A 17,611-nucleotide genomic window follows, 5' to 3' on the forward strand; every position below is an offset into this window, starting at 1 on the left:
TGCGTCAGAAAAAAATCTGAGTATTATATGCCGCCGTTGCCAAGACACAGGCAACAACAGGAAAGAAAGGGTCGTTAGCTCAGTTGGTAGAGCAGTTGACTTTTAATCAATTGGTCGCTGGTTCGAATCCAGCACGACCCACCACTTTCTCTCCTAGCATCAAATGATGGGTCGTTAGCTCAGTTGGTAGAGCAGTTGACTTTTAATCAATTGGTCGCTGGTTCGAATCCAGCACGACCCACCATCATTTGAAATGCGCAACACATCTTAGTGTCACTTGATGGGTCGTTAGCTCAGTTGGTAGAGCAGTTGACTTTTAATCAATTGGTCGCTGGTTCGAATCCAGCACGACCCACCATCAAGCTAAAAACCAAAAACTCCCCAACACGTAAAATATCCTTCAACGTAAAATTAGGATTTGAACCAGCGAAGCTGGTCGACAAAACTCGCGCAGCGATTTTGAACGTGCTTTAGCACGGCCCGAAGGGCGAGGAACGCAGTGACGAGTAATCCAGCACGACCCACCATCAAGCTAAACACCAAATACTCCCCAACAGGCAAAACATCCTTCGATGTAAAATTAGGATTTGAACCAGCGAAGCTGGTCGACAAAACTCGCGCAGCGATTTTGAACGTGCTTTCACGTTTGCCCTTTGATCTTCTCTTCTTGTCCTCATGTACTTTATTTCAAGCACTTAGCAAAAGCGTTGAATAGTAAGCATGATTACGACTATTTTATTACGCTATTGTTGTCTATGGAGTGTGTAATTTTTATGACAGTTGGGTATAATCCGCACCCTTGTCGCAACAGAGATGTAGGTTAATGTCAGTAGCATTTCGAGTGGATCAGGTAGAGTACCCGTTCCCTGCAAAACCACAGCCATTATCAGAAGCACGTAAAGCTGAGTTGAAGGCTGAAATTAAAGCCTTGTTAAAAGCCCGCAATGCGGTGCTGGTAGCACACTATTACACCGACCATGAAATTCAGGCGCTAGCTGAAGAAACAGGTGGTTGTGTTGCAGACTCGCTAGAAATGGCGCGCTTTGGTCGCGATGCGCAAGAACAAACATTAATTGTTGCTGGCGTGCGTTTCATGGGCGAAACAGCAAAAATACTTAGCCCCGAAAAAACCGTGCTTATGCCAACACTGGAAGCAACCTGTTCGTTAGACATTGGCTGTCCGGTAAAAGAGTTCAGCGAATTCTGTGACCAGCATCCAGATCATACTGTTGTTGTTTATGCGAACACCTCAGCTGCCGTTAAAGCGCGTGCAGATTGGGTGGTTACCTCTAGCATTGCATTAGAAATTGTTGAGCACCTAGATAGCCAAGGCAAAAAAATTATTTGGGGGCCAGATCGCCATTTAGGCTCTTATATCGCCAAGCAAACCGGCGCAGACATGTTGATGTGGCAAGGTGAATGTATTGTGCACGACGAGTTCTCTGCACAAAAACTGGCTGACATGAAAGCATTGTACCCTAACGCTGCAGTATTGGTTCACCCAGAGTCACCGGCAAGTGTAGTTGATATGGCTGATGCGGTTGGCTCTACGAGCCAGCTTATCAAAGCGTCTCAAACCATGGACAACGACACCTTTATCGTTGCTACTGATAAAGGTATCTTTTACAAGATGCAACAACTTACTCCTGAGAAGACCTTTATTGAGGCTCCAACGGGCGGTAACGGCGCTACATGTAAAAGCTGTGCTCACTGCCCTTGGATGGCAATGAACGGCTTAGAGGCGATTAAGGCGTCTTTAACGGGCGAAAGTGACGGGCATGAGATCTTTGTAGACGATGAGCTTCGAAAAGGTGCACTTATCCCACTTGATCGCATGTTAGATTTTTCTGCCGAGCTAAAAGCAAAAGGCGGCTTGTAAAACAGCGCGTTTTATAAGCACTTGCTCACTAATTTTTAGCAAGTTCTTGATTAAGCGCGCGGCATTACCTACTATACGCGCGCTCAAGGGAAACCTTGATAACAAATTTGGAGAGATGGCTGAGTGGCTGAAGGCGCACGCCTGGAAAGTGTGTATACGTTTATAGCGTATCGAGGGTTCGAATCCCTCTCTCTCCGCCAAATACAAAAGAACCGGCTTTCGCCGGTTTTTTTCGCCATTTGATAAAAGCAACCTTGTTGCAGAGAACAAGGATTGCCCCGCAAATAAGTCTCTAGCACACCAATCCATCACACTAATTCGTCACTATTCAAATTTTAAATATATTTGAGAGTAATGGCGTGTTTGCACTACAGACCGCGTTTCGCAAGCAAAAGCGTCTATACAGTAAATTCAGAATTCCCACTATAAATAACAAAAATTAAACATTTTGTTTACATGTCTTTTCTTACTTGGTTATTGTAGATATCCCACACTTAATGAGCCGTTCGCTACGTTGTTGATGTGGACTATCGCTCAAAAATAATAAAAACACATAAAAACAAGTAAGAGAATAATAATGAGTAAACGCTTACCCTTAACCTTTAAACGCAAACAAGTCGCAACGCTCATCGCACTTAGTTTAAGCCTTACCAGTCAATCGGTGTTATCGCAGGAAACCACAGAGCCTGCAGAAGATGAATTGGTAGAACAAATTCTTATCACGGCTTCAAAAAGAAGCACAGGTTTGCAAGAAACACCTATCGCCGTTTCAGTTACTAGCGGTGAAGCCATTGAACAAACCCAAGTGTTAGATATTCAAGATATGCAGGCACTTGTACCTACGTTGCGCGTAACACCGCTTCAGCGCTCTACCAACACCAACTTCTCAATTCGCGGTTTCGGTAACGGAACTAACAATACGGGCATAGAGCCGTCCGTCGGCGTGTTTATCGACGGTGTATATCGTTCACGCGCTGCTGCGCAAATTGGTGATCTACCGCGGGTACAACAAGTCGAAGTATTAAGCGGCCCGCAAAGTACATTATTTGGTAAGAACGCGTCGGCTGGGGTAATCAGCATAAGAACCGATGCACCATCGTTTACGCAAGAAGGTAAGGTTACGCTTGGAATCGGCAACTATAACCAGCGACTATTAAAGGGATACTATACCAACGGTATTACAGATGAATTTGCTTTTAGTGTATCTGGTGGTATCAATAAGCGCGACGGCTACACTGACAGTGTTGTGGAGGGTGTTGACGAGCTTAATAACCGCGATCGCTGGAATATTCGTGGACAAGCCCTTTACGAACCAAACTCAGATGTTCGACTTCGCTTTATTGCCGATTACAGCGAAATTGATGAGCGTTGCTGTACGGTAGCAGACTTTATTAATGGCCCAACAACAGGTGTGGTAAGAGCGCTAGGGGGAACGGTATTAGATACTGAAGACCCTTATGCTTACGAGTCTGCACTAAACTTCAATCCAAACAATAGTGTGGAAGACGGTGGTGTGTCATTGCAGCTGGATGTGGACTTCGAAACATTCTCATTTACGTCAATCAGTGCGTATCGAAACAACAAATCAGACTACTTTGTTGATGTAGATTATACCTCGCTAGATATCTTAGCCGAGGAGGGTCATACCGATATTGATACTTTCACTCAGGAATTTCGCTTAACTTCAACGGGCGAAAATAAGCTAGATTGGATGGTGGGTATGTTCTACTTCTCTGAAGAAGTAGATACTGGAGATACGTTGTTTTACGGTTCAGCGGTGCGCCCTTTCTTTGACGTTTTACTTAACGCTGGCGTAGCGCAAGCTATTGCTCCACTGCCATTTGAAGCCGTTTTTCCTGATGGTTTCTTAGGCACATTTGAGCCGCTATACGGGCAAGCACCTGGAACATTTTTTGGGCCAGATCAGTTCGTGAATAGCGAGTTCTTACAAGACAATGACGCGCTTTCGGTATTCCTTAGTTTGGACTATCACTTCTCAGACCGTTTGACGGGGACATTCGGCGTAAGCTACACAGAAGATGAAAAAGATGTGTCTATTGAGCAAGTAAATACCGAAGTATTGTCTTCGATAGACTTTGCTACTACACCTACGGTGTTTGGTGTGCCGCTTTCCACCGCTGTGCCAGCACTTACTCCGTTTATCCCAACGTTGCAAAGTGTACAGTTTTTACCACCTCAGCTGACTTATCCAAACGCAGTTGAAAGTGGTAATACCAACGATGACAAAGTCACCTGGAGTGCGCGTATTGCCTATGAAGTAAACAAAAACATCAATGTGTTTGCTACGGCTGCAACAGGTTTTAAGGCGTCTTCATGGAACTTGTCCCGCGACACGCGCCCGTTCGCAGCGGACCAAAGCGCACTTGAAGCGGCCAATCTAACTCAGCCCAATCAAAGTTACGGTACGCGTTATGCGGGACCTGAAGAGTCAACGGTATACGAGCTAGGGATGAAGGCCCGATTTAAAGACGGTGCTTTTAACATCACATTGTTTGATCAAACTATTGAAGGTTTCCAATCAAGCATATTTGTTGGAACAGGCTTTGTGTTAGCTAATGCAGGTAAGCAGTCTACAAAAGGTGTTGAATTTGATTCAACCTATAATGTGACTGACAACTTAGTGTTTAACTTTGCAGGTACCATTTTAGACCCAGTTTACGACTCGTTCGAAGGCGCTAATGGACTAAATGGACCAACGGATTTATCGGGCACTATGCCTGCTGGTATCCATGAACGAAGCTTTGTTGCGGGCTTAACGTATCACCTTGATTTCGAAAATGGCATGACAGGTTATGTGCGAAGCGATTACCTGTATGAAAGTGAAGTTCACATTGTAGAGAACGTACCACCTGAAATGACTCGAGAAGTCAGTACACTAAATGCAAGTGCTGGTCTTGAGTTTGAAAATGGCGTTAGCGTACAGGTATGGGTTCGTAACCTCACCAATGACGAGTATTTCTTATCGGCATTCCCACCGCCTATTCAAGCGGGTAGCTTCAACGGATATCCGAATCAACCTCGTACTTTTGGTGCAACAATTTCATATTTGTTTGAATAAAACACGCTTGTACGTGAATTTAAAAAGGCCAGTTTGAATCTGGCCTTTTTTGTACAAGAGAGAAACTAGTTACTGCCAGGTACTGCAGGCACACCGTTACCATTCTTTCCGTTAGTAATATACATGCTAACTTCGTAATTTCCTGTTCTGAACGTACCGTTACCTGTACCGTCAAGAGAGATTATTCCCACGCCGGGCAACAGCAACTCATCAGGTGACGAAACTTGCAGTATGTAATCGCCGTCTTGGTTAAGCGGAGCATCAACCATATACGCATCAAAACCCTCGAAGTTTTGGAAGTTGCGTTGCACGAGTGTTAGCGAGCCATCACGCTCTACGTAATAAAGCGCGACAGCACCAATGACGAAATCAGCTAGGGCATTATGCTCTGCTGACGGTGTATCAAAGCCGAAGAACTCAGCACTTAAAAACTGACCTGACTTCGCTGTAAACCGGTAGCTATCTACTTCTCCTGCAACGTCAATACGTCCAGCTACACGCGCTTCTAATAACTCGAGTTTACCACCAGCATTATCGCCAGTTTCCAATGTATTTGGTGCAAGTACTTTTCGTAGTTTTACCTTCTTATTACCGCCAGTGACACTCTCTTCTTGCAGTAACCTCGCTCGCTGATTTGCAGCGAGTTTCAACGCTGAACGTTCAGAGAAAAAACGCAAGTCTACAGTGCTATCGGCAAAGCCTGTACCTACACTAGCACCAGATGCCATTGTATGATCAAATGACTCAAGGGCAGCAAGTGGGCCGTCAAATACAGGGAAAAAGTCACCCGTACCCGGTGTTACACCATCACCTGGTGCGCCGAAACTATCGTGGTGACGCAACCCTAAATTATGGCCTAATTCGTGAGCCCCAGTGTTCGATGCCTGATTAACAATTGCTGTCGACAATGCAGCATCCACATCGCCATCAACGATAGGAATACCTGAAATACGCGAGAAGAAATCGCCAGAAGGATCGAGTGCTACGAGTACCTGCCAAAGACTTGCATCAACAAATGCACTGTCGTCGCGTATATCATTTCTAATATCAATAGACTGGGCGCGGCCAAAAAGAATACCGTTGTTAAAGTCGATACATACACCGTCTTCGTCGCGACATTCAAAAATAAGAGTAGAGTAATCTCCTTCGGTAGGTCTTGTTTGCGTGAAGCTAATGTCAAAACCTTCATAGCGACTCTCAATATTCGCTTGAATTTGATCGCGCTCACTTTGGGAGTACTGATAGCTGGTAAACGTTTGTCGTACATTTGGTACAAACGTAATCGCTTCGAAAGTAGGCGATGATTGTTCAAAGTCAAGGAAGACTACTTGGGTATCGGTGTTCTGCTGACCAACGGCAACACCTTGGCCTTTTTTACTATTTTTGCTTTGTTTACCACTGTTTACTTGTGCGTTAATGGCGGATTCTTTGTGAGATGCGTCTGATAGTAGCGCCAGAGTTTGTTCAACCGATAGCGCTCTTCTGTCAAGGCAAGAGGTTTGACCGCAGTCATCCATGATGACAGGAAGTGATGTGGTAGTATTAATATCTTGGGCACTAGCGCCTTGCCAAACACAAAGCATACTGCATGCTAGTAGACTTAAGCGTACTGTCTTTTTGCTTTTTTTCATTTTACTAAGTCCTTTCAGCTGCTTGAAAGTTGCAACACCTTAAATACAAACTCGCGCAGTTGATTAATTTTTGTAGTAGAGGTTTTCTAACGTTTGGGTTAGAAAATCCAATGTAGCAAAGCGCAAGACATTGTTAAATTAATAAACGTTCATAAAATAATCAGAGTAATTTGACAGATGTTCACTTCCCTTTACGTAACCTTATTTTACTGATCCGCTTAGGAGTCTTCCGGCTCATAGTGAGTACGCTCTACTACGGTTTTGTGCTCATTGAGAGGGGAGTGGCAACAAAAACCAGTTTGCACTGGGACACACAAAGTTTAATGTCATAAATTTGTGGTTAAATTTTGATCAATGTGTAACACTGATAAATGCTGACTTGGTCGTTACATTTTTTAAACAGCCAAATTACGGACATCATATTCATTGCCTAAATTCGCTTGGAGAGAAGAAGTGTAGTGAAGCGGTCAGCACGTACAATCAATGACTGCGGTAAATGTCACTTCATTCTAGATTATCACTATGGAGGTGTATCATGTCTGGAACTTCTGAAGCAGTTACTCAGGCCACAAGACTAAACGAAATTGGATTCCCTGAATTTACGACTAAACTCATAACCGATGTATTTGACGCATTAATTTCTAGCAATATCCGCCAAACCGAAGCCTATATCGAGCTGCTTCAACAAACTAGCAAGTCGCTTTCTTCTTTTATCAATGACACCAAAGACGATATCAGCGGTGACATGATTTTAGACTTTTTAGCTCGCGCGTTACCTGCTGATGTCGACGATCAAGAGAAGGTTACTGCGGTTGAAAATAACGGTGGCAACGCCACACTCAATCAAGATCAAGCCAATACGCTCAATGCAGCGCTTGAAACGCCAGCAGAAGCCGGTGTCACTGACAATAACCAAGTTGCCGTAGATGGCCAAAACTCGTATGACGCTATTTTAGATGCCGTAGCAAGGCGAATATCAGTAAATAAATACGACATGCTCAAAGAAATGGTAAAGCAAGGAATTTTGCGACTGGTTATCGAAAACGGTGATATAGAAACGCGTTTAACTTTTACCACCTATGGTTCGTCGTTTAGCCGAGAAACACAGAACAAATACAACCGCAAAGCGTTTTCTGCAAAGGCTCGCGCTAAAACCGGTTCTATCTTATCTCCGTGGGTCAAAGCATCGGCGTCAACCAAATATTCTAATGTGACGGTGACGACAACAAGCAAAGTTGATCAGGATAGGTCAGGCTCAAGAGTAAATATTTTTGGTGGTGTGAAAATTAACTTCCGCACCGACTATTTACCTTTAGATCAGTAAGGATACACGCCATGTCAAACTCAGCTCTTAATGAGCTGGGTTTTGCCGAGTTTGTGGCAAAACTCATCTCAGATACCTTTGGTGCGGTTCTCGCATCGCAAATCGAACAGCAAGATAAAATAACAGAACTCACGAATTTACTGTCACTTTCGGACGACGAGTTTGTTGCAATGTGCATGCAAGACGACGATCTTGTGTTTCAGTTAGAAGAGAATCTCAAGCAGCGCTACCCTTTTGATAGTGATACAGCACATGCGGTCTACAAGGGCGCACCGTACCAGCCACCAACGCAACAAAAGGAAGAGCAGCCACCTTTTTTCAATGATTTAGGAATTTCGCTGGAAGAAAAACTGCACTTCTCAGGTAAAAAGTTAACCGAAGAAGGTGCAAAGAAAATAAAAAATGCCGTCATGTTTAACATTGCGCAGAAACAGCGCCAACTGCTTTCTGATGTATTGATAAATGGTATTCCCAAGTTGTCTGTCGATCACGGTAAGATCAACGCAAAGCTAACATTCAGCATGAAGGATGAGGGCTCGCAGGAAGAGGAAGATGAGAGTAACTCTGCGCCGAGCAACAATGCAGTAATAACCAACAATTTCGCTGTGAACAATTTGTCAGTGGCCAATCGATTTGCCGGTGTTATTGATACGTCAAAACTGATAAAAACAAGGCTTAACATTACGCCAGCGAGTAACCGAGCGCCGCAGGACGCACAAAGCAGCGCAAACATTTACAGCGAAGTTGAAATTCACTTCAAGTCCATTTTATGACTACTTCCACAGACGTGCAGAGCTTAATTTGGCTGGTTCATGCTGAAATGGCAACGGTGATGAACACCCTAGCCAATCAGCAGTCAGGCTTTGGTGTAGAGAGTATCCGAGTAAGAATGGGGCAGCTAACTGATAACGGAGATAACGGTGAAACGGCTCCCCAGCTTGATGTCCAGCGCTACCCGCTAGCCCAACAAGGGTGGTTACTAGACATTAACTACAATGTTCATGCTTTTGATACACAACCGGTACCTGCGAAATGGAAAGGCTTAAAAGGCGATATTGAGGTTATTCACCTTCAAGGCATAGGTCCACAGCTTACCAAGCGCCTGCATAAGTTACAGATCTTTACCATTGATGACCTAAGACTTATGAATGCTGAATTGGTCAGGGATCACGACTTAAGACAGCACCAAACGATGGCTGCGCTTGCATTAGCATTGCCGCCTATCGCTTTAACCACCAATGTCTTAGAAAAGTCGCCGCTATGGTTGATAGACAACGAATCGTGGTTGAATACCCATGTGTCTTCAGACAATCACCTTCGTGCACTCTCTACATGGCTACGGCAACTTGAGGTTTGTTTGGATAATAAGTGGTTGTCTCGTGTGTCATTACGCGAAATTGTAGATTAATTCCGCGCACAGTCTAAAAAATAACTTGCTTTCATGTAACCTTTGGGTATCATTGATACCTAAGGGTTACATATGGTTGGTTTAGGTATCATAGAACCGACGGTTTCCCACTATGCCATGGCTCGATATAACGTTTTACTTTTTTAGTTTGTCGCATTTACCGTGCGAACTACGCAAAGGATTTAATTTATGACACACACTTCACCTTCTGAAGTAACAGCAGCAATGGAAGAGGACTACCTGTCTTTGATAGGGCAATCGAGTATTGCTGTGGCTTTTATTTTGTTTTTTACCGCATTGTCAAATGCCAACATCGGTCAGGGTACTGCTTGGGAGTGGGTACTTGGTGGTGGAACATTAGTTGCGCTAACAGCGGTGATCACACTGTGCATTAGGTCGTTTAAATACACAAGAAACCTCAATAGAGTCGGGTTTTGGACGCTAAAATTCAATGACGAATACGTTGACTTTGTAAGTGGTACAAGTTTGCGAATTACCTGTCACATTATGATGTACGGCGGCATTATCATTGGCTTTTTTGGTAGTGATATGTGGTTTAAAGCGCTTGTTTCTCCACTGCCGCTTAACACTGTTGTTCAACTGTTAGTGAGCGTCGCATTTTTAGTGCACGGTGGCACTATTGTGGCGAAACTGCGAGAGGAAGACCTAAATGAATGAGGAGTTAGACAACCACATCCACAAGTTTAGGTTGCAGCATAAAGTCTCTCAGCAAGAACTGGCTGATGCAATAGGGGTTTCTCGCAAAACAATTAGCACGGTAGAAACTGGGCGCTTCACGCCATCTGTGGTCATTGCGCTTAAAATAGCGAAATACTTTGATGTACCTGTTGAGCACATGTTCGAGTTGCGTTGAGCAGCCTGCGACTTACATTAAGCGTACGACAATGTCGTACGCTTTGGTTGATTTTGCCCACCTGTAGCACCATTTGATGCTAACAACGAACGAACCTTGTTTGTTGTGAAATCGCTAGATACCTCGGGTTGTGATTGCAAGAAGTGTTCTCCTGCCTTGAGACCCAGTTTATAGTCGTGCTTAAGTTCTGCATCACTACTGCCCAGCAACTTACTCTGTAACTTCTGTTCAGCGAATATTTGTACTATTTCGACGTCTTCAGGCGGATTTTCAATAAATGCTAGCGCTTTTTGATAGGCGCGTTCATGCTGAAGCAAATAATCGATTGTTTTTGGGCATTGTCCCGTCGCGCACATAACGGTACTTAGCCGCTGTAACCAAACTGATTGGGCTTGAAAACTGCTATCCACTGTACGAATAACAACAATCTTACGCGCACCACGCTCATAGGCTTCTATTACGGGAAGCGGTGCAGCTAATCCGCCGTCTAAGTAAAAGTCAGTATTTGCGGCATTAACATCGTACTCGTGAAAGGTGGTAAGCGGCACGCCCTGTTTGTATAACATAGGCAATGCGCTCGATGCCTTAATTAAATCCACCCATGCGTTTTGGCTTGTGAGTGGGTTAAGGTAGTACGCTTTTCTGTCACGTACGTTAGTGGCAGTAAATAATATTTCTCTACCGTGTACATTTTCTAATGCGGTGTCGAAGTCAAGCAAACGCTTGGCCTCTCTGGTTTTATCAAAGTACCAATCTAAGTCGACAATGTGCTTACCTGTTAGCGCTCGACCTAGTTGAAAAAAGCGTTTGTGGCGAGTAAGGCCACGGATAAGACGCTTTGCGTACCCTTTTTGGCGCGCAACATAACTAGTAAGGTTTTGAGAGCCAGCAGACGTGCCAATTAGAATATCAAATGGGTCGTAATTGTTTTCAAGCCATGTATCTAATACACCTGCAGTGAAAATACCACGTTGTCCACCACCTTCGGCAACCAAGGCTACCTTAGTTGCCTGACTACCACTAAGTGTTACCACGTTGGATGATGAATAACCTGACATTGGAAAACCTCGCGCAACCCACTAATTTATTAACTACCTTGCGCTATAGTAAAGCGTTAGAAAAAACGGCGAAAATTGAAAGTTTGAATCAGCGTGATTGAAAAACCTGTACTACCAGTCATTTATTTGTAAATGTAGTGTTAAGGTATTAAATCAGCGCACGAACATAAAGGCGCTTAGCAGTACATGCGAGAAGCAATGAGTAAAGGTAACAACGCAAGCAATATTGTGATCTTAGGGGCGGGAAGCATAGGTTGCTATCTCGGAGGATGCTTACTTGCTGGTAACCCCGAGTTGTCTAGCTCATTGACCTTCATAGGTCGAGAACGACTTCAAAATGACATTTCAAAAAATGGCCTAACGCTTACAGATTGGCAAGGTAGGGATGTCTTCGTCGATTCAGCCGTTGTGAATTTTTCGGTAACGAATGATGCTCTCGCATCGGCCGACTTCATTCTACTGTGTGTCAAAAGCCAAGATACACAAGAGGCTGCAACGCTTATTCAAGCGCATGCTAACCCAAATGCGGTGATTGTGAGTTTTCAAAATGGCGTTACTAACGGCGATGTTCTCGCAAAGACCTTGTCGCAGAAAGTCATCAAAGGAATGGTGCCATTCAATGTCTTCTACGAAGGAAAAGGACATTTTCATTGTGGCACAGAAGGTAATTTAGCCATTGAAGATAAAGACGGAACATGCGGCAGTTTGCTTGAGAAGTTTAACAAAGCCTTGCTACATGTCACCGTGTATGACGATATAACTGCAGTTCAGTACGGAAAACTGATCATGAACTTGAACAATGCAGTAAATGCGCTTTCTGGAATCCCCCTAAAGCAGCAGCTTGGGAATAGAGCTTATCGCTTAGTAATGGCCAAAGTACTCAAAGAAGCCCTTCACGTGTTTAAGGCACATGGCATCACTGTGGCAAGAACGGGGAAGGTTATCCCGAAACTAATGCCAACTATCATGGTTCTTCCTAATACACTGTTCCAAATTGTTGCGGCTTCTACGCTTAAAATTGACCCACAAGCGCGTTCGTCAATGTATGAAGACTTAGCGCTGGGTAGACGAACCGAAATTGATTTTTTGAACGGTGAAATAGAGCGGCTCGGTCGACTAAGCGGTATCAGTACGCCGGTAAACAGTAAAATTGTAGCGTTAGTGAAAGACGCCGAGCGCAAGAAAAAAGGTAGTCCAATGTTGTTACCTGCTCAGCTCATGTGACACACGGCTGATAAGACATGAAAACAAGGTACATGCCGCCTCAGCCTTATACAGTGTTATAATGACGCGTTTTCAATTTCAAATAGCGGTATTTTTATGGGTTTTTCAACCTTAGGTTTGCAGGCAAATCTACTAACTACTCTTGATGCATTAGGTTATGAAGACCCAACGCCTATCCAGCAAGCAGCAATTCCACAGGTTCTTGCAGGTCATGACGTGATGGCTGGTGCGCAAACGGGAACTGGGAAAACTGCCGCTTTTGCGCTGCCGCTAATTCACCGTATTACTGCCCAAAAGGAAGCAAATAGTGACATTCGCGTGTTGGTGTTAACGCCTACGAGAGAGCTTGCTCAGCAAGTGCACCAAAGTTTCGTGCGCTATAGCGAAGGTCTAAATTTAAATACCGTTGCAGCCTATGGCGGTGCCAGTATAAATCCACAACTTGCCGCATTGAGTGAAGGCTGTGATGTGCTTGTCGCAACGCCAGGACGTTTACTCGAACTTGTTATAAAAGAGTTTATTGACCTTAATAACCTAACAACACTGGTGCTAGATGAGGCCGACCGTATGCTAGATATGGGCTTTATCACTGATATTACGCGTATTCTTAAGCGCTTGCCTGAGGGCATTCAGACACTATTTTTCTCGGCTACGTTTAATGATGAAGTGTTCGCTTTAAGTAAAACAATGCTAAACCAGCCAAAGCTTATTGAAGTAGCACAGCGAAACGCGACGGCTACACAAATTGAACAGCGCTTTTACGAAGTGGACAGTCAACGTAAAGCTGCGCTAACGGCCTTTTTAATTGGCGCGAATAATTGGCATCAGGTACTTATATTTACGCGCACCAAACAAGCGGTAGATGACCTTGCCAAAGAGCTAAAAAAAGATGGGATCAGCACGGCACCCATTCATGGTGACAAGTCTCAAGGGGCCCGTGATCGCGGTTTGGAAGATTTCAAAACAGGTAAAGTGAGAGTGCTTGTCGCAACCGACGTTGCGGCTAGAGGCCTAGATATTGACCAGTTGCAGTATGTGATCAACTTTGAACTTCCTTACAATGCCGAAGACTATATTCATCGAATTGGGCGAACTGGCCGCGCCGGTAATGCAGGCTTGGCAGTGTCGCTCGTATCGCATAGAGAAAAATACCTCTTGGCTGACATTGAAAAGCTTACTTCAGCGCATTTTTTATTACAGTGGCAAGAAGGGTTTGAACCTAACCCCGATGCACAAGAGCCATCGAATAACGTTAAACGCAAGTCTTCAAAGAAAAACCTGCGCGCCCAAGCACTTGGCCTAAAAACAAACAACAAGGCTAAAAAGGGTCGCCCTCGCCGTCGCTAGCATAAGAAAAAATCACCGTTTTTGGTGCTTGGTAATTTGCTTCAGATACGCTATTTTTGAAACGTGGATTGAATCAATCAAAGGATGTGTCATGGAAGAAAACGTAAAGCTTAACTACGTCGAATTTGCATCGCTAAACTTATCCGCGTCAAAACAGTTTTTTAGTGATGTTTTTAACTGGGAGTTTATAGATTACGGCAGTGAATACAGTGCGTTTTCAAATGCGGGCCTCGACGGCGGAATATTTTCAAGTGACAGGGTTACACAAGCGCAAAACGGTGCACCGCTGTTGGTATTTTACTCTGCAAATATTAGCAACACTCAAGCAAAGGTTGAGCAGGCTGGTGGCGTTATCTGTAAGCCGATTTTCTCATTTCCAGGCGGTTGTCGTTTCCATTTTATCGAGCCAGGCGGTAATGAACTAGCGGTGTGGTCAGAGTCTGATAACTAGCATAAAAAACGCCCCATGTCTGGGGCGTTTTGCTGTGTATTAAGCTTGTTCTAGAACAATTCTGAGCATTCTGCGAAGCGGTTCAGCGGCACCCCAAAGTAGTTGGTCGCCCACAGTAAACGCCGAAATATATTCAGGCCCCATGGTCAGTTTGCGAATTCTACCTACAGGAATAGACAAGGTCCCAGTTACTTTCGCTGGAGTAAGCTCTTGCATAGTGGCGTCGCGGTCATTGGGCACGACTTTCACCCAATCATTATGCTGGGCTAGGATTTGCTCTATTTCCGTTACACTTAAGTCTTTTTTCAGCTTTAAGGTAATGGCTTGGCTGTGACAACGCATAGCACCTACACGTACACAAATACCGTCGATAGGTACTTCACCGTATGATGTGCCTAAAATCTTGTTAGCTTCTGCCTGTGCCTTCCACTCTTCGCGGCTTTGACCTGAAGGAAGCTGCGAATCAATGTAAGGAATAAGACTGCCTGCTAGTGGCACGCCAAACTGGTCACTTGGATATTCGTTACTGCGAATAAATTCGGCAACTTGTTGGTCAATGTCTAAAATGGCCGTAGCTGGATCATCAATTTTATCTTTCACGTTGCTGTGAATAGCACCCATTTGGCTTATCAGCTCGCGCATGTGTTTTGCACCAGAGCCCGACGCTGCTTGATAGGTCATAGGTGATGCCCACTCGACAAGATCTTTCTCAAACAAGCCGCCAAGCGCCAGTAGCATAAGTGAAACAGTGCAGTTACCGCCGACATACGTGCGTATGCCGTTTGCCATGCCGTTATCAATTTCTTTTCGATTTACTGGGTCGAGTATAATAACGGCGTCGTCTTTCATACGCAGGGCTGATGCTGCATCTATCCAGTAGCCTTTCCAGCCCGTCGCGCGCAAATCGGCGTAAACCGCTTTGGTGTAGTCTCCACCTTGGCAGGTAATAATAATATCTTGTTTTGATAGTGCGTCGATATCGAACGCATCTTCAAGTACACCAGCATCTTTGCCTGCAAAATCTGGTGCTGCACTACCTTTTTGAGAGGTAGTGAAAAAGGTGGGCTCAATGTGCGCAAAATCCTGCTCTTCTTGCATGCGCTGCATTAATACTGAGCCAACCATACCGCGCCAGCCCACTAGACCTACTTTTTGTTGTGACATTAAACTGAGAACCCTTGTTTCTAAAATGATAAGCAAGCAAGTAATTTAGCTAATTACCTGCACAATACCTGTCGTTTTTATATTTATCTTCGCAGTCTAAGCCTAATTCTGTGCAGTGGCTAGGTGGTTTTTATAAATATTCCTTTCTCGATATAAGTAAATTTTTGAATCGGTTTCAGTTTATAGATTCCGTTGATACTGATTCAAAAATTATGAACATTATCTGTTTGGCAACATCTTGTTACCATGCTCTATATTCACTTGGTTCTATGCGGCTCATTAAAAGCAGCAAAACACAGCTTAGGTATTGTTATGAAAACCGTTTTAATTACTGGCGCAACAGATGGAATTGGCTTTGAAACCGCGAAAATGTTCTTACAGCGGGGCCTTGAGGTTATTATACATGGGCGCAGCAAAGTAAAGTTAGCAAATGTAAAAAAGACACTATTAAGTACTTATCCAAAAGCAAACGTCGATACGCTTTGCGCAGACTTGTCGAGTTTCGATGAGGTAAGGGCACTTGTTGATACAGTGAATAACCGTTACGAGCGTATCGATGTAGTAATAAATAACGCGGGTGTATTTAATATTGCAAACTCGCTAACGCAATCAGGGTTAGACGTGCGGTTCATGGTAAATACCATCGCCCCTTATATGCTCACTCTAGGTGTATTGAAGCGTATTCCCCCGTCTGGCCGTGTGGTAAATGTATCTTCTGCTGCTCAAGCGGCCGTGAATTTTGACGCGCTACGAGGAGAGGTACTTTTATCCGATGCGCAGGCTTATGCACAAAGTAAATTGGCTATTACCATGTGGACAATGTCTCTTGGTGAACGCCACGCACAGAGTGGGCCGCGTTTTGTCTCGGTTAACCCCAAGTCGCTTCTTGGCAGTAAAATGGTGAAAGAAGCTTATGGAATAGCCGGCGGCGATTTAAAACTGGGGGCAAGCATATTCGTTGACGCAGCTCTCTCTTCACAATTTGAGAATGTCTGTGGAGAGTATTTCGATAACGATCATGGCGTTTTTGCAACACCACATCAATTTGCGATGAGCGCAGATAACCGCCAGCAGCTTATTAATACCATTGAAGCGATAATCGCGAAAAACTAGCGCGTGATTATTGAATCATACCGATAAGCTTTTTATCCCAATAAGGTGTGCCGCTAAAACGCTCTGCAAGAAAATCAATGAATGCGCGCACCTTTGGGGCGAGCAGCCTATTACTGGGATACACGGCCCAAAGGGCACAGTCTGTTGCGACGGGATAGTCTTTTAATACCTGCACCAGTTCACCACGAGCTATATTTTCATAGCTACACCATGTCGCAGTAAGTGTAAGACCGCAGCCTGCCACGCAGGCATCTCGCACGGCTTCACCATTGTCCATGCGCACCCGGCTTTTAGTCTTTATAGAGGTAACGCTGTTACCTGTTTTGAATTCCCAAACGTCAAGCGCTGGCAAGTTGACCGCCATATGCTCTTTCAGGTCATTTGGCGTTTTAGGTTCTCCGTGTTTCTTTAGGTACTCTGGCGAGGCAACAATAATGCGCTTATCGTCAGTCAGTTTTTTCGCATGCAGGTTGGAGTCTTTAAGTTCTGCATCTCGAATGGCCACGTCAAAACCACCATCTACGACGTCTAAAATGCTGTCACTAAAACGAAAATCGATATTCAGTTTTGGGTACTTAGCCAAAAACTCATGTATGGCTGGTACAAGGTGCATGCGCCCAAACGACGCTGGAGCGGTGACTCTTAGTGTACCCTGAGGCGTTCGCGCGCCAGTACCAACGGCCGCTTGGGCCGTTTCTATACTGTCTAGCACTTCTTGAGCATGGGGTAAAAATAACTGCCCTTCATCGGTTAACGACACTTTGCGTGTTGTACGATGCACAAGCCTTACACCCAATGTATCTTCAAGCTTACCAATGTGTGCGCTAGCCACCGCAGGAGATATGTTAAGTTCTCGCCCTGCAAGACTAATATTTGAAGTGCTCGCAATGCGCACAAAGAGCTTTAGGTGCTCAATATTCATAAGAGTTTTCAACATGCTCTACATAATTCCTTACGTTATAACCCAATTCTCATTGATAAAACACCTAATATTCTGGTTGTGATGCAAACGACTCACTTTCTTTAACCCTTCATTAAAGGGCTTATAAAAGCGATGTA

General features: G+C 44.4%; 15 protein-coding genes and 4 tRNA genes. 15 read left to right on the forward strand and 4 right to left on the reverse strand.

Annotated features, from left to right (window positions below; translation table 11 throughout):
• Window positions 1–68: 68 nt before the first annotated feature.
• The 6 genes from LHL20_RS06980 to LHL20_RS07010 all read left to right on the forward strand — a co-directional run bounded on the left by LHL20_RS06980 (window position 69) and on the right by LHL20_RS07010 (window position 4,958).
• A tRNA-Lys gene (locus LHL20_RS06980) sits at window positions 69–144 on the forward strand.
• Window positions 145–168: 24 nt separating this feature from the next.
• Window positions 169–244: transfer RNA gene (locus LHL20_RS06985), tRNA-Lys, on the forward strand.
• Window positions 245–282: 38 nt separating this feature from the next.
• Window positions 283–358, forward strand: a tRNA-Lys gene (locus LHL20_RS06990).
• 465 nt (window positions 359–823) lie between these two features.
• Window positions 824–1,879 carry a quinolinate synthase NadA gene (gene nadA, locus LHL20_RS07000; RefSeq protein ID WP_226432777.1) on the forward strand — a complete coding sequence of 352 codons (1,056 nt, stop codon included), beginning with the start codon at window positions 824–826 and terminating at the stop codon, window positions 1,877–1,879.
• Between the two features lie 109 nt (window positions 1,880–1,988).
• Window positions 1,989–2,079 (forward strand) — tRNA-Ser (locus tag LHL20_RS07005).
• Between the two features lie 377 nt (window positions 2,080–2,456).
• Window positions 2,457–4,958 (forward strand): TonB-dependent receptor, encoded by a 2,502-nt coding sequence (locus LHL20_RS07010; protein WP_226432778.1) that lies wholly within the window; start codon window positions 2,457–2,459, stop codon window positions 4,956–4,958.
• A 65-nt stretch (window positions 4,959–5,023) separates the two neighbouring features.
• Here the strand turns inward: LHL20_RS07010 and LHL20_RS07015 are convergent, their stop codons facing one another.
• Entirely contained in the window at window positions 5,024–6,589 is a 1,566-nt protein-coding gene (locus LHL20_RS07015; RefSeq protein ID WP_226432779.1) for a hypothetical protein, read from the reverse strand.
• A 535-nt stretch (window positions 6,590–7,124) separates the two neighbouring features.
• Between LHL20_RS07015 and LHL20_RS07020 the strand changes: the two genes are divergently transcribed.
• From LHL20_RS07020 to LHL20_RS07040, 5 genes are all read left to right on the forward strand, one after another.
• Window positions 7,125–7,913 (forward strand): hypothetical protein, encoded by a 789-nt coding sequence (locus tag LHL20_RS07020; RefSeq protein ID WP_202264586.1) that lies wholly within the window; start codon window positions 7,125–7,127, stop codon window positions 7,911–7,913.
• Between the two features lie 11 nt (window positions 7,914–7,924).
• A complete protein-coding gene (locus LHL20_RS07025; protein ID WP_202264588.1) occupies window positions 7,925–8,686 on the forward strand; it encodes a hypothetical protein in 762 nt (253 codons plus the stop codon).
• Window positions 8,683–9,321, forward strand: coding sequence for a hypothetical protein (locus tag LHL20_RS07030; RefSeq protein ID WP_226432780.1), 639 nt, complete (start codon window positions 8,683–8,685; stop codon window positions 9,319–9,321). The genes LHL20_RS07025 and LHL20_RS07030 overlap by 4 nt, the downstream gene beginning before the upstream one ends.
• A 189-nt stretch (window positions 9,322–9,510) precedes the next feature.
• Window positions 9,511–9,999, forward strand: a complete 489-nt coding sequence (locus LHL20_RS07035; RefSeq protein WP_226432781.1) for a hypothetical protein — start codon at window positions 9,511–9,513, stop codon at window positions 9,997–9,999.
• Entirely contained in the window at window positions 9,992–10,195 is a 204-nt protein-coding gene (locus LHL20_RS07040; RefSeq protein ID WP_159623035.1) for a helix-turn-helix transcriptional regulator, read from the forward strand. Before LHL20_RS07035 ends, LHL20_RS07040 begins: the two co-directional genes overlap by 8 nt.
• Before the next feature lie 17 nt (window positions 10,196–10,212).
• On the opposite strand, the gene LHL20_RS07045 is transcribed toward LHL20_RS07040, so the two are convergent.
• The gene (locus LHL20_RS07045) at window positions 10,213–11,253 is read right to left on the reverse strand and encodes a patatin-like phospholipase family protein (protein WP_226432782.1); all 1,041 of its coding nucleotides are present in this window, start codon (window positions 11,251–11,253) and stop codon (window positions 10,213–10,215) included.
• Between the two features lie 198 nt (window positions 11,254–11,451).
• Here LHL20_RS07045 and LHL20_RS07050 point away from each other — a divergent pair, with 198 nt between their 5' ends.
• The 3 genes from LHL20_RS07050 to LHL20_RS07060 all read left to right on the forward strand — a co-directional run bounded on the left by LHL20_RS07050 (window position 11,452) and on the right by LHL20_RS07060 (window position 14,275).
• Complete coding sequence (locus LHL20_RS07050) at window positions 11,452–12,477, forward strand: 2-dehydropantoate 2-reductase (RefSeq protein ID WP_226432783.1); 1,026 nt, start codon at window positions 11,452–11,454, stop codon at window positions 12,475–12,477.
• A 96-nt stretch (window positions 12,478–12,573) separates the two neighbouring features.
• On the forward strand, window positions 12,574–13,824 hold the full coding sequence (locus tag LHL20_RS07055) for a DEAD/DEAH box helicase (protein WP_226432784.1): 1,251 nt from the start codon (window positions 12,574–12,576) through the stop codon (window positions 13,822–13,824).
• 91 nt (window positions 13,825–13,915) lie between these two features.
• The gene (locus LHL20_RS07060) at window positions 13,916–14,275 is read left to right on the forward strand and encodes a VOC family protein (protein ID WP_226432785.1); all 360 of its coding nucleotides are present in this window, start codon (window positions 13,916–13,918) and stop codon (window positions 14,273–14,275) included.
• Window positions 14,276–14,314: 39 nt separating this feature from the next.
• On the opposite strand, the gene asd is transcribed toward LHL20_RS07060, so the two are convergent.
• On the reverse strand, window positions 14,315–15,439 hold the full coding sequence (gene asd / locus LHL20_RS07065; RefSeq protein WP_226432786.1) for an aspartate-semialdehyde dehydrogenase: 1,125 nt from the start codon (window positions 15,437–15,439) through the stop codon (window positions 14,315–14,317).
• Between the two features lie 312 nt (window positions 15,440–15,751).
• Here asd and LHL20_RS07070 point away from each other — a divergent pair, with 312 nt between their 5' ends.
• On the forward strand, window positions 15,752–16,552 hold the full coding sequence (locus tag LHL20_RS07070; protein WP_226432787.1) for an SDR family NAD(P)-dependent oxidoreductase: 801 nt from the start codon (window positions 15,752–15,754) through the stop codon (window positions 16,550–16,552).
• A gap of 7 nt (window positions 16,553–16,559) precedes the next feature.
• On the opposite strand, the gene LHL20_RS07075 is transcribed toward LHL20_RS07070, so the two are convergent.
• Window positions 16,560–17,474, reverse strand: a complete 915-nt coding sequence (locus LHL20_RS07075) for a LysR family transcriptional regulator (RefSeq protein ID WP_202265944.1) — start codon at window positions 17,472–17,474, stop codon at window positions 16,560–16,562.
• Between the last annotated feature and the right edge of the window lie 137 nt (window positions 17,475–17,611).

Source organism: Alteromonas sp. McT4-15, assembly GCF_020515205.1.
Classification (GTDB): domain Bacteria; phylum Pseudomonadota; class Gammaproteobacteria; order Enterobacterales; family Alteromonadaceae; genus Alteromonas.

Excerpts from the sequence above, each read along its gene's own strand:
- LHL20_RS07050 (WP_226432783.1), top strand. The coding sequence starts at position 11,452 with ATGAGTAAAGGTAACAACGCAAGCAATATTGTGATCTTAGGGGCGGGA.
- LHL20_RS07055 (WP_226432784.1), top strand. The coding sequence starts at position 12,574 with ATGGGTTTTTCAACCTTAGGTTTGCAGGCAAATCTACTAACTACTCTT.
- LHL20_RS07030 (WP_226432780.1), top strand. The coding sequence starts at position 8,683 with ATGACTACTTCCACAGACGTGCAGAGCTTAATTTGGCTGGTTCATGCT.
- LHL20_RS07010 (WP_226432778.1), top strand. The coding sequence starts at position 2,457 with ATGAGTAAACGCTTACCCTTAACCTTTAAACGCAAACAAGTCGCAACG.
- LHL20_RS07070 (WP_226432787.1), top strand. The coding sequence starts at position 15,752 with ATGAAAACCGTTTTAATTACTGGCGCAACAGATGGAATTGGCTTTGAA.
- LHL20_RS07035 (WP_226432781.1), top strand. The coding sequence starts at position 9,511 with ATGACACACACTTCACCTTCTGAAGTAACAGCAGCAATGGAAGAGGAC.
- LHL20_RS07015 (WP_226432779.1), bottom strand. The coding sequence starts at position 6,589 with ATGAAAAAAAGCAAAAAGACAGTACGCTTAAGTCTACTAGCATGCAGT.
- LHL20_RS07040 (WP_159623035.1), top strand. The coding sequence starts at position 9,992 with ATGAATGAGGAGTTAGACAACCACATCCACAAGTTTAGGTTGCAGCAT.
- LHL20_RS07075 (WP_202265944.1), bottom strand. The coding sequence starts at position 17,474 with ATGAATATTGAGCACCTAAAGCTCTTTGTGCGCATTGCGAGCACTTCA.
- LHL20_RS07020 (WP_202264586.1), top strand. The coding sequence starts at position 7,125 with ATGTCTGGAACTTCTGAAGCAGTTACTCAGGCCACAAGACTAAACGAA.
- asd (WP_226432786.1), bottom strand. The coding sequence starts at position 15,439 with ATGTCACAACAAAAAGTAGGTCTAGTGGGCTGGCGCGGTATGGTTGGC.
- LHL20_RS07025 (WP_202264588.1), top strand. The coding sequence starts at position 7,925 with ATGTCAAACTCAGCTCTTAATGAGCTGGGTTTTGCCGAGTTTGTGGCA.
- LHL20_RS07060 (WP_226432785.1), top strand. The coding sequence starts at position 13,916 with ATGGAAGAAAACGTAAAGCTTAACTACGTCGAATTTGCATCGCTAAAC.
- nadA (WP_226432777.1), top strand. The coding sequence starts at position 824 with ATGTCAGTAGCATTTCGAGTGGATCAGGTAGAGTACCCGTTCCCTGCA.
- LHL20_RS07045 (WP_226432782.1), bottom strand. The coding sequence starts at position 11,253 with ATGTCAGGTTATTCATCATCCAACGTGGTAACACTTAGTGGTAGTCAG.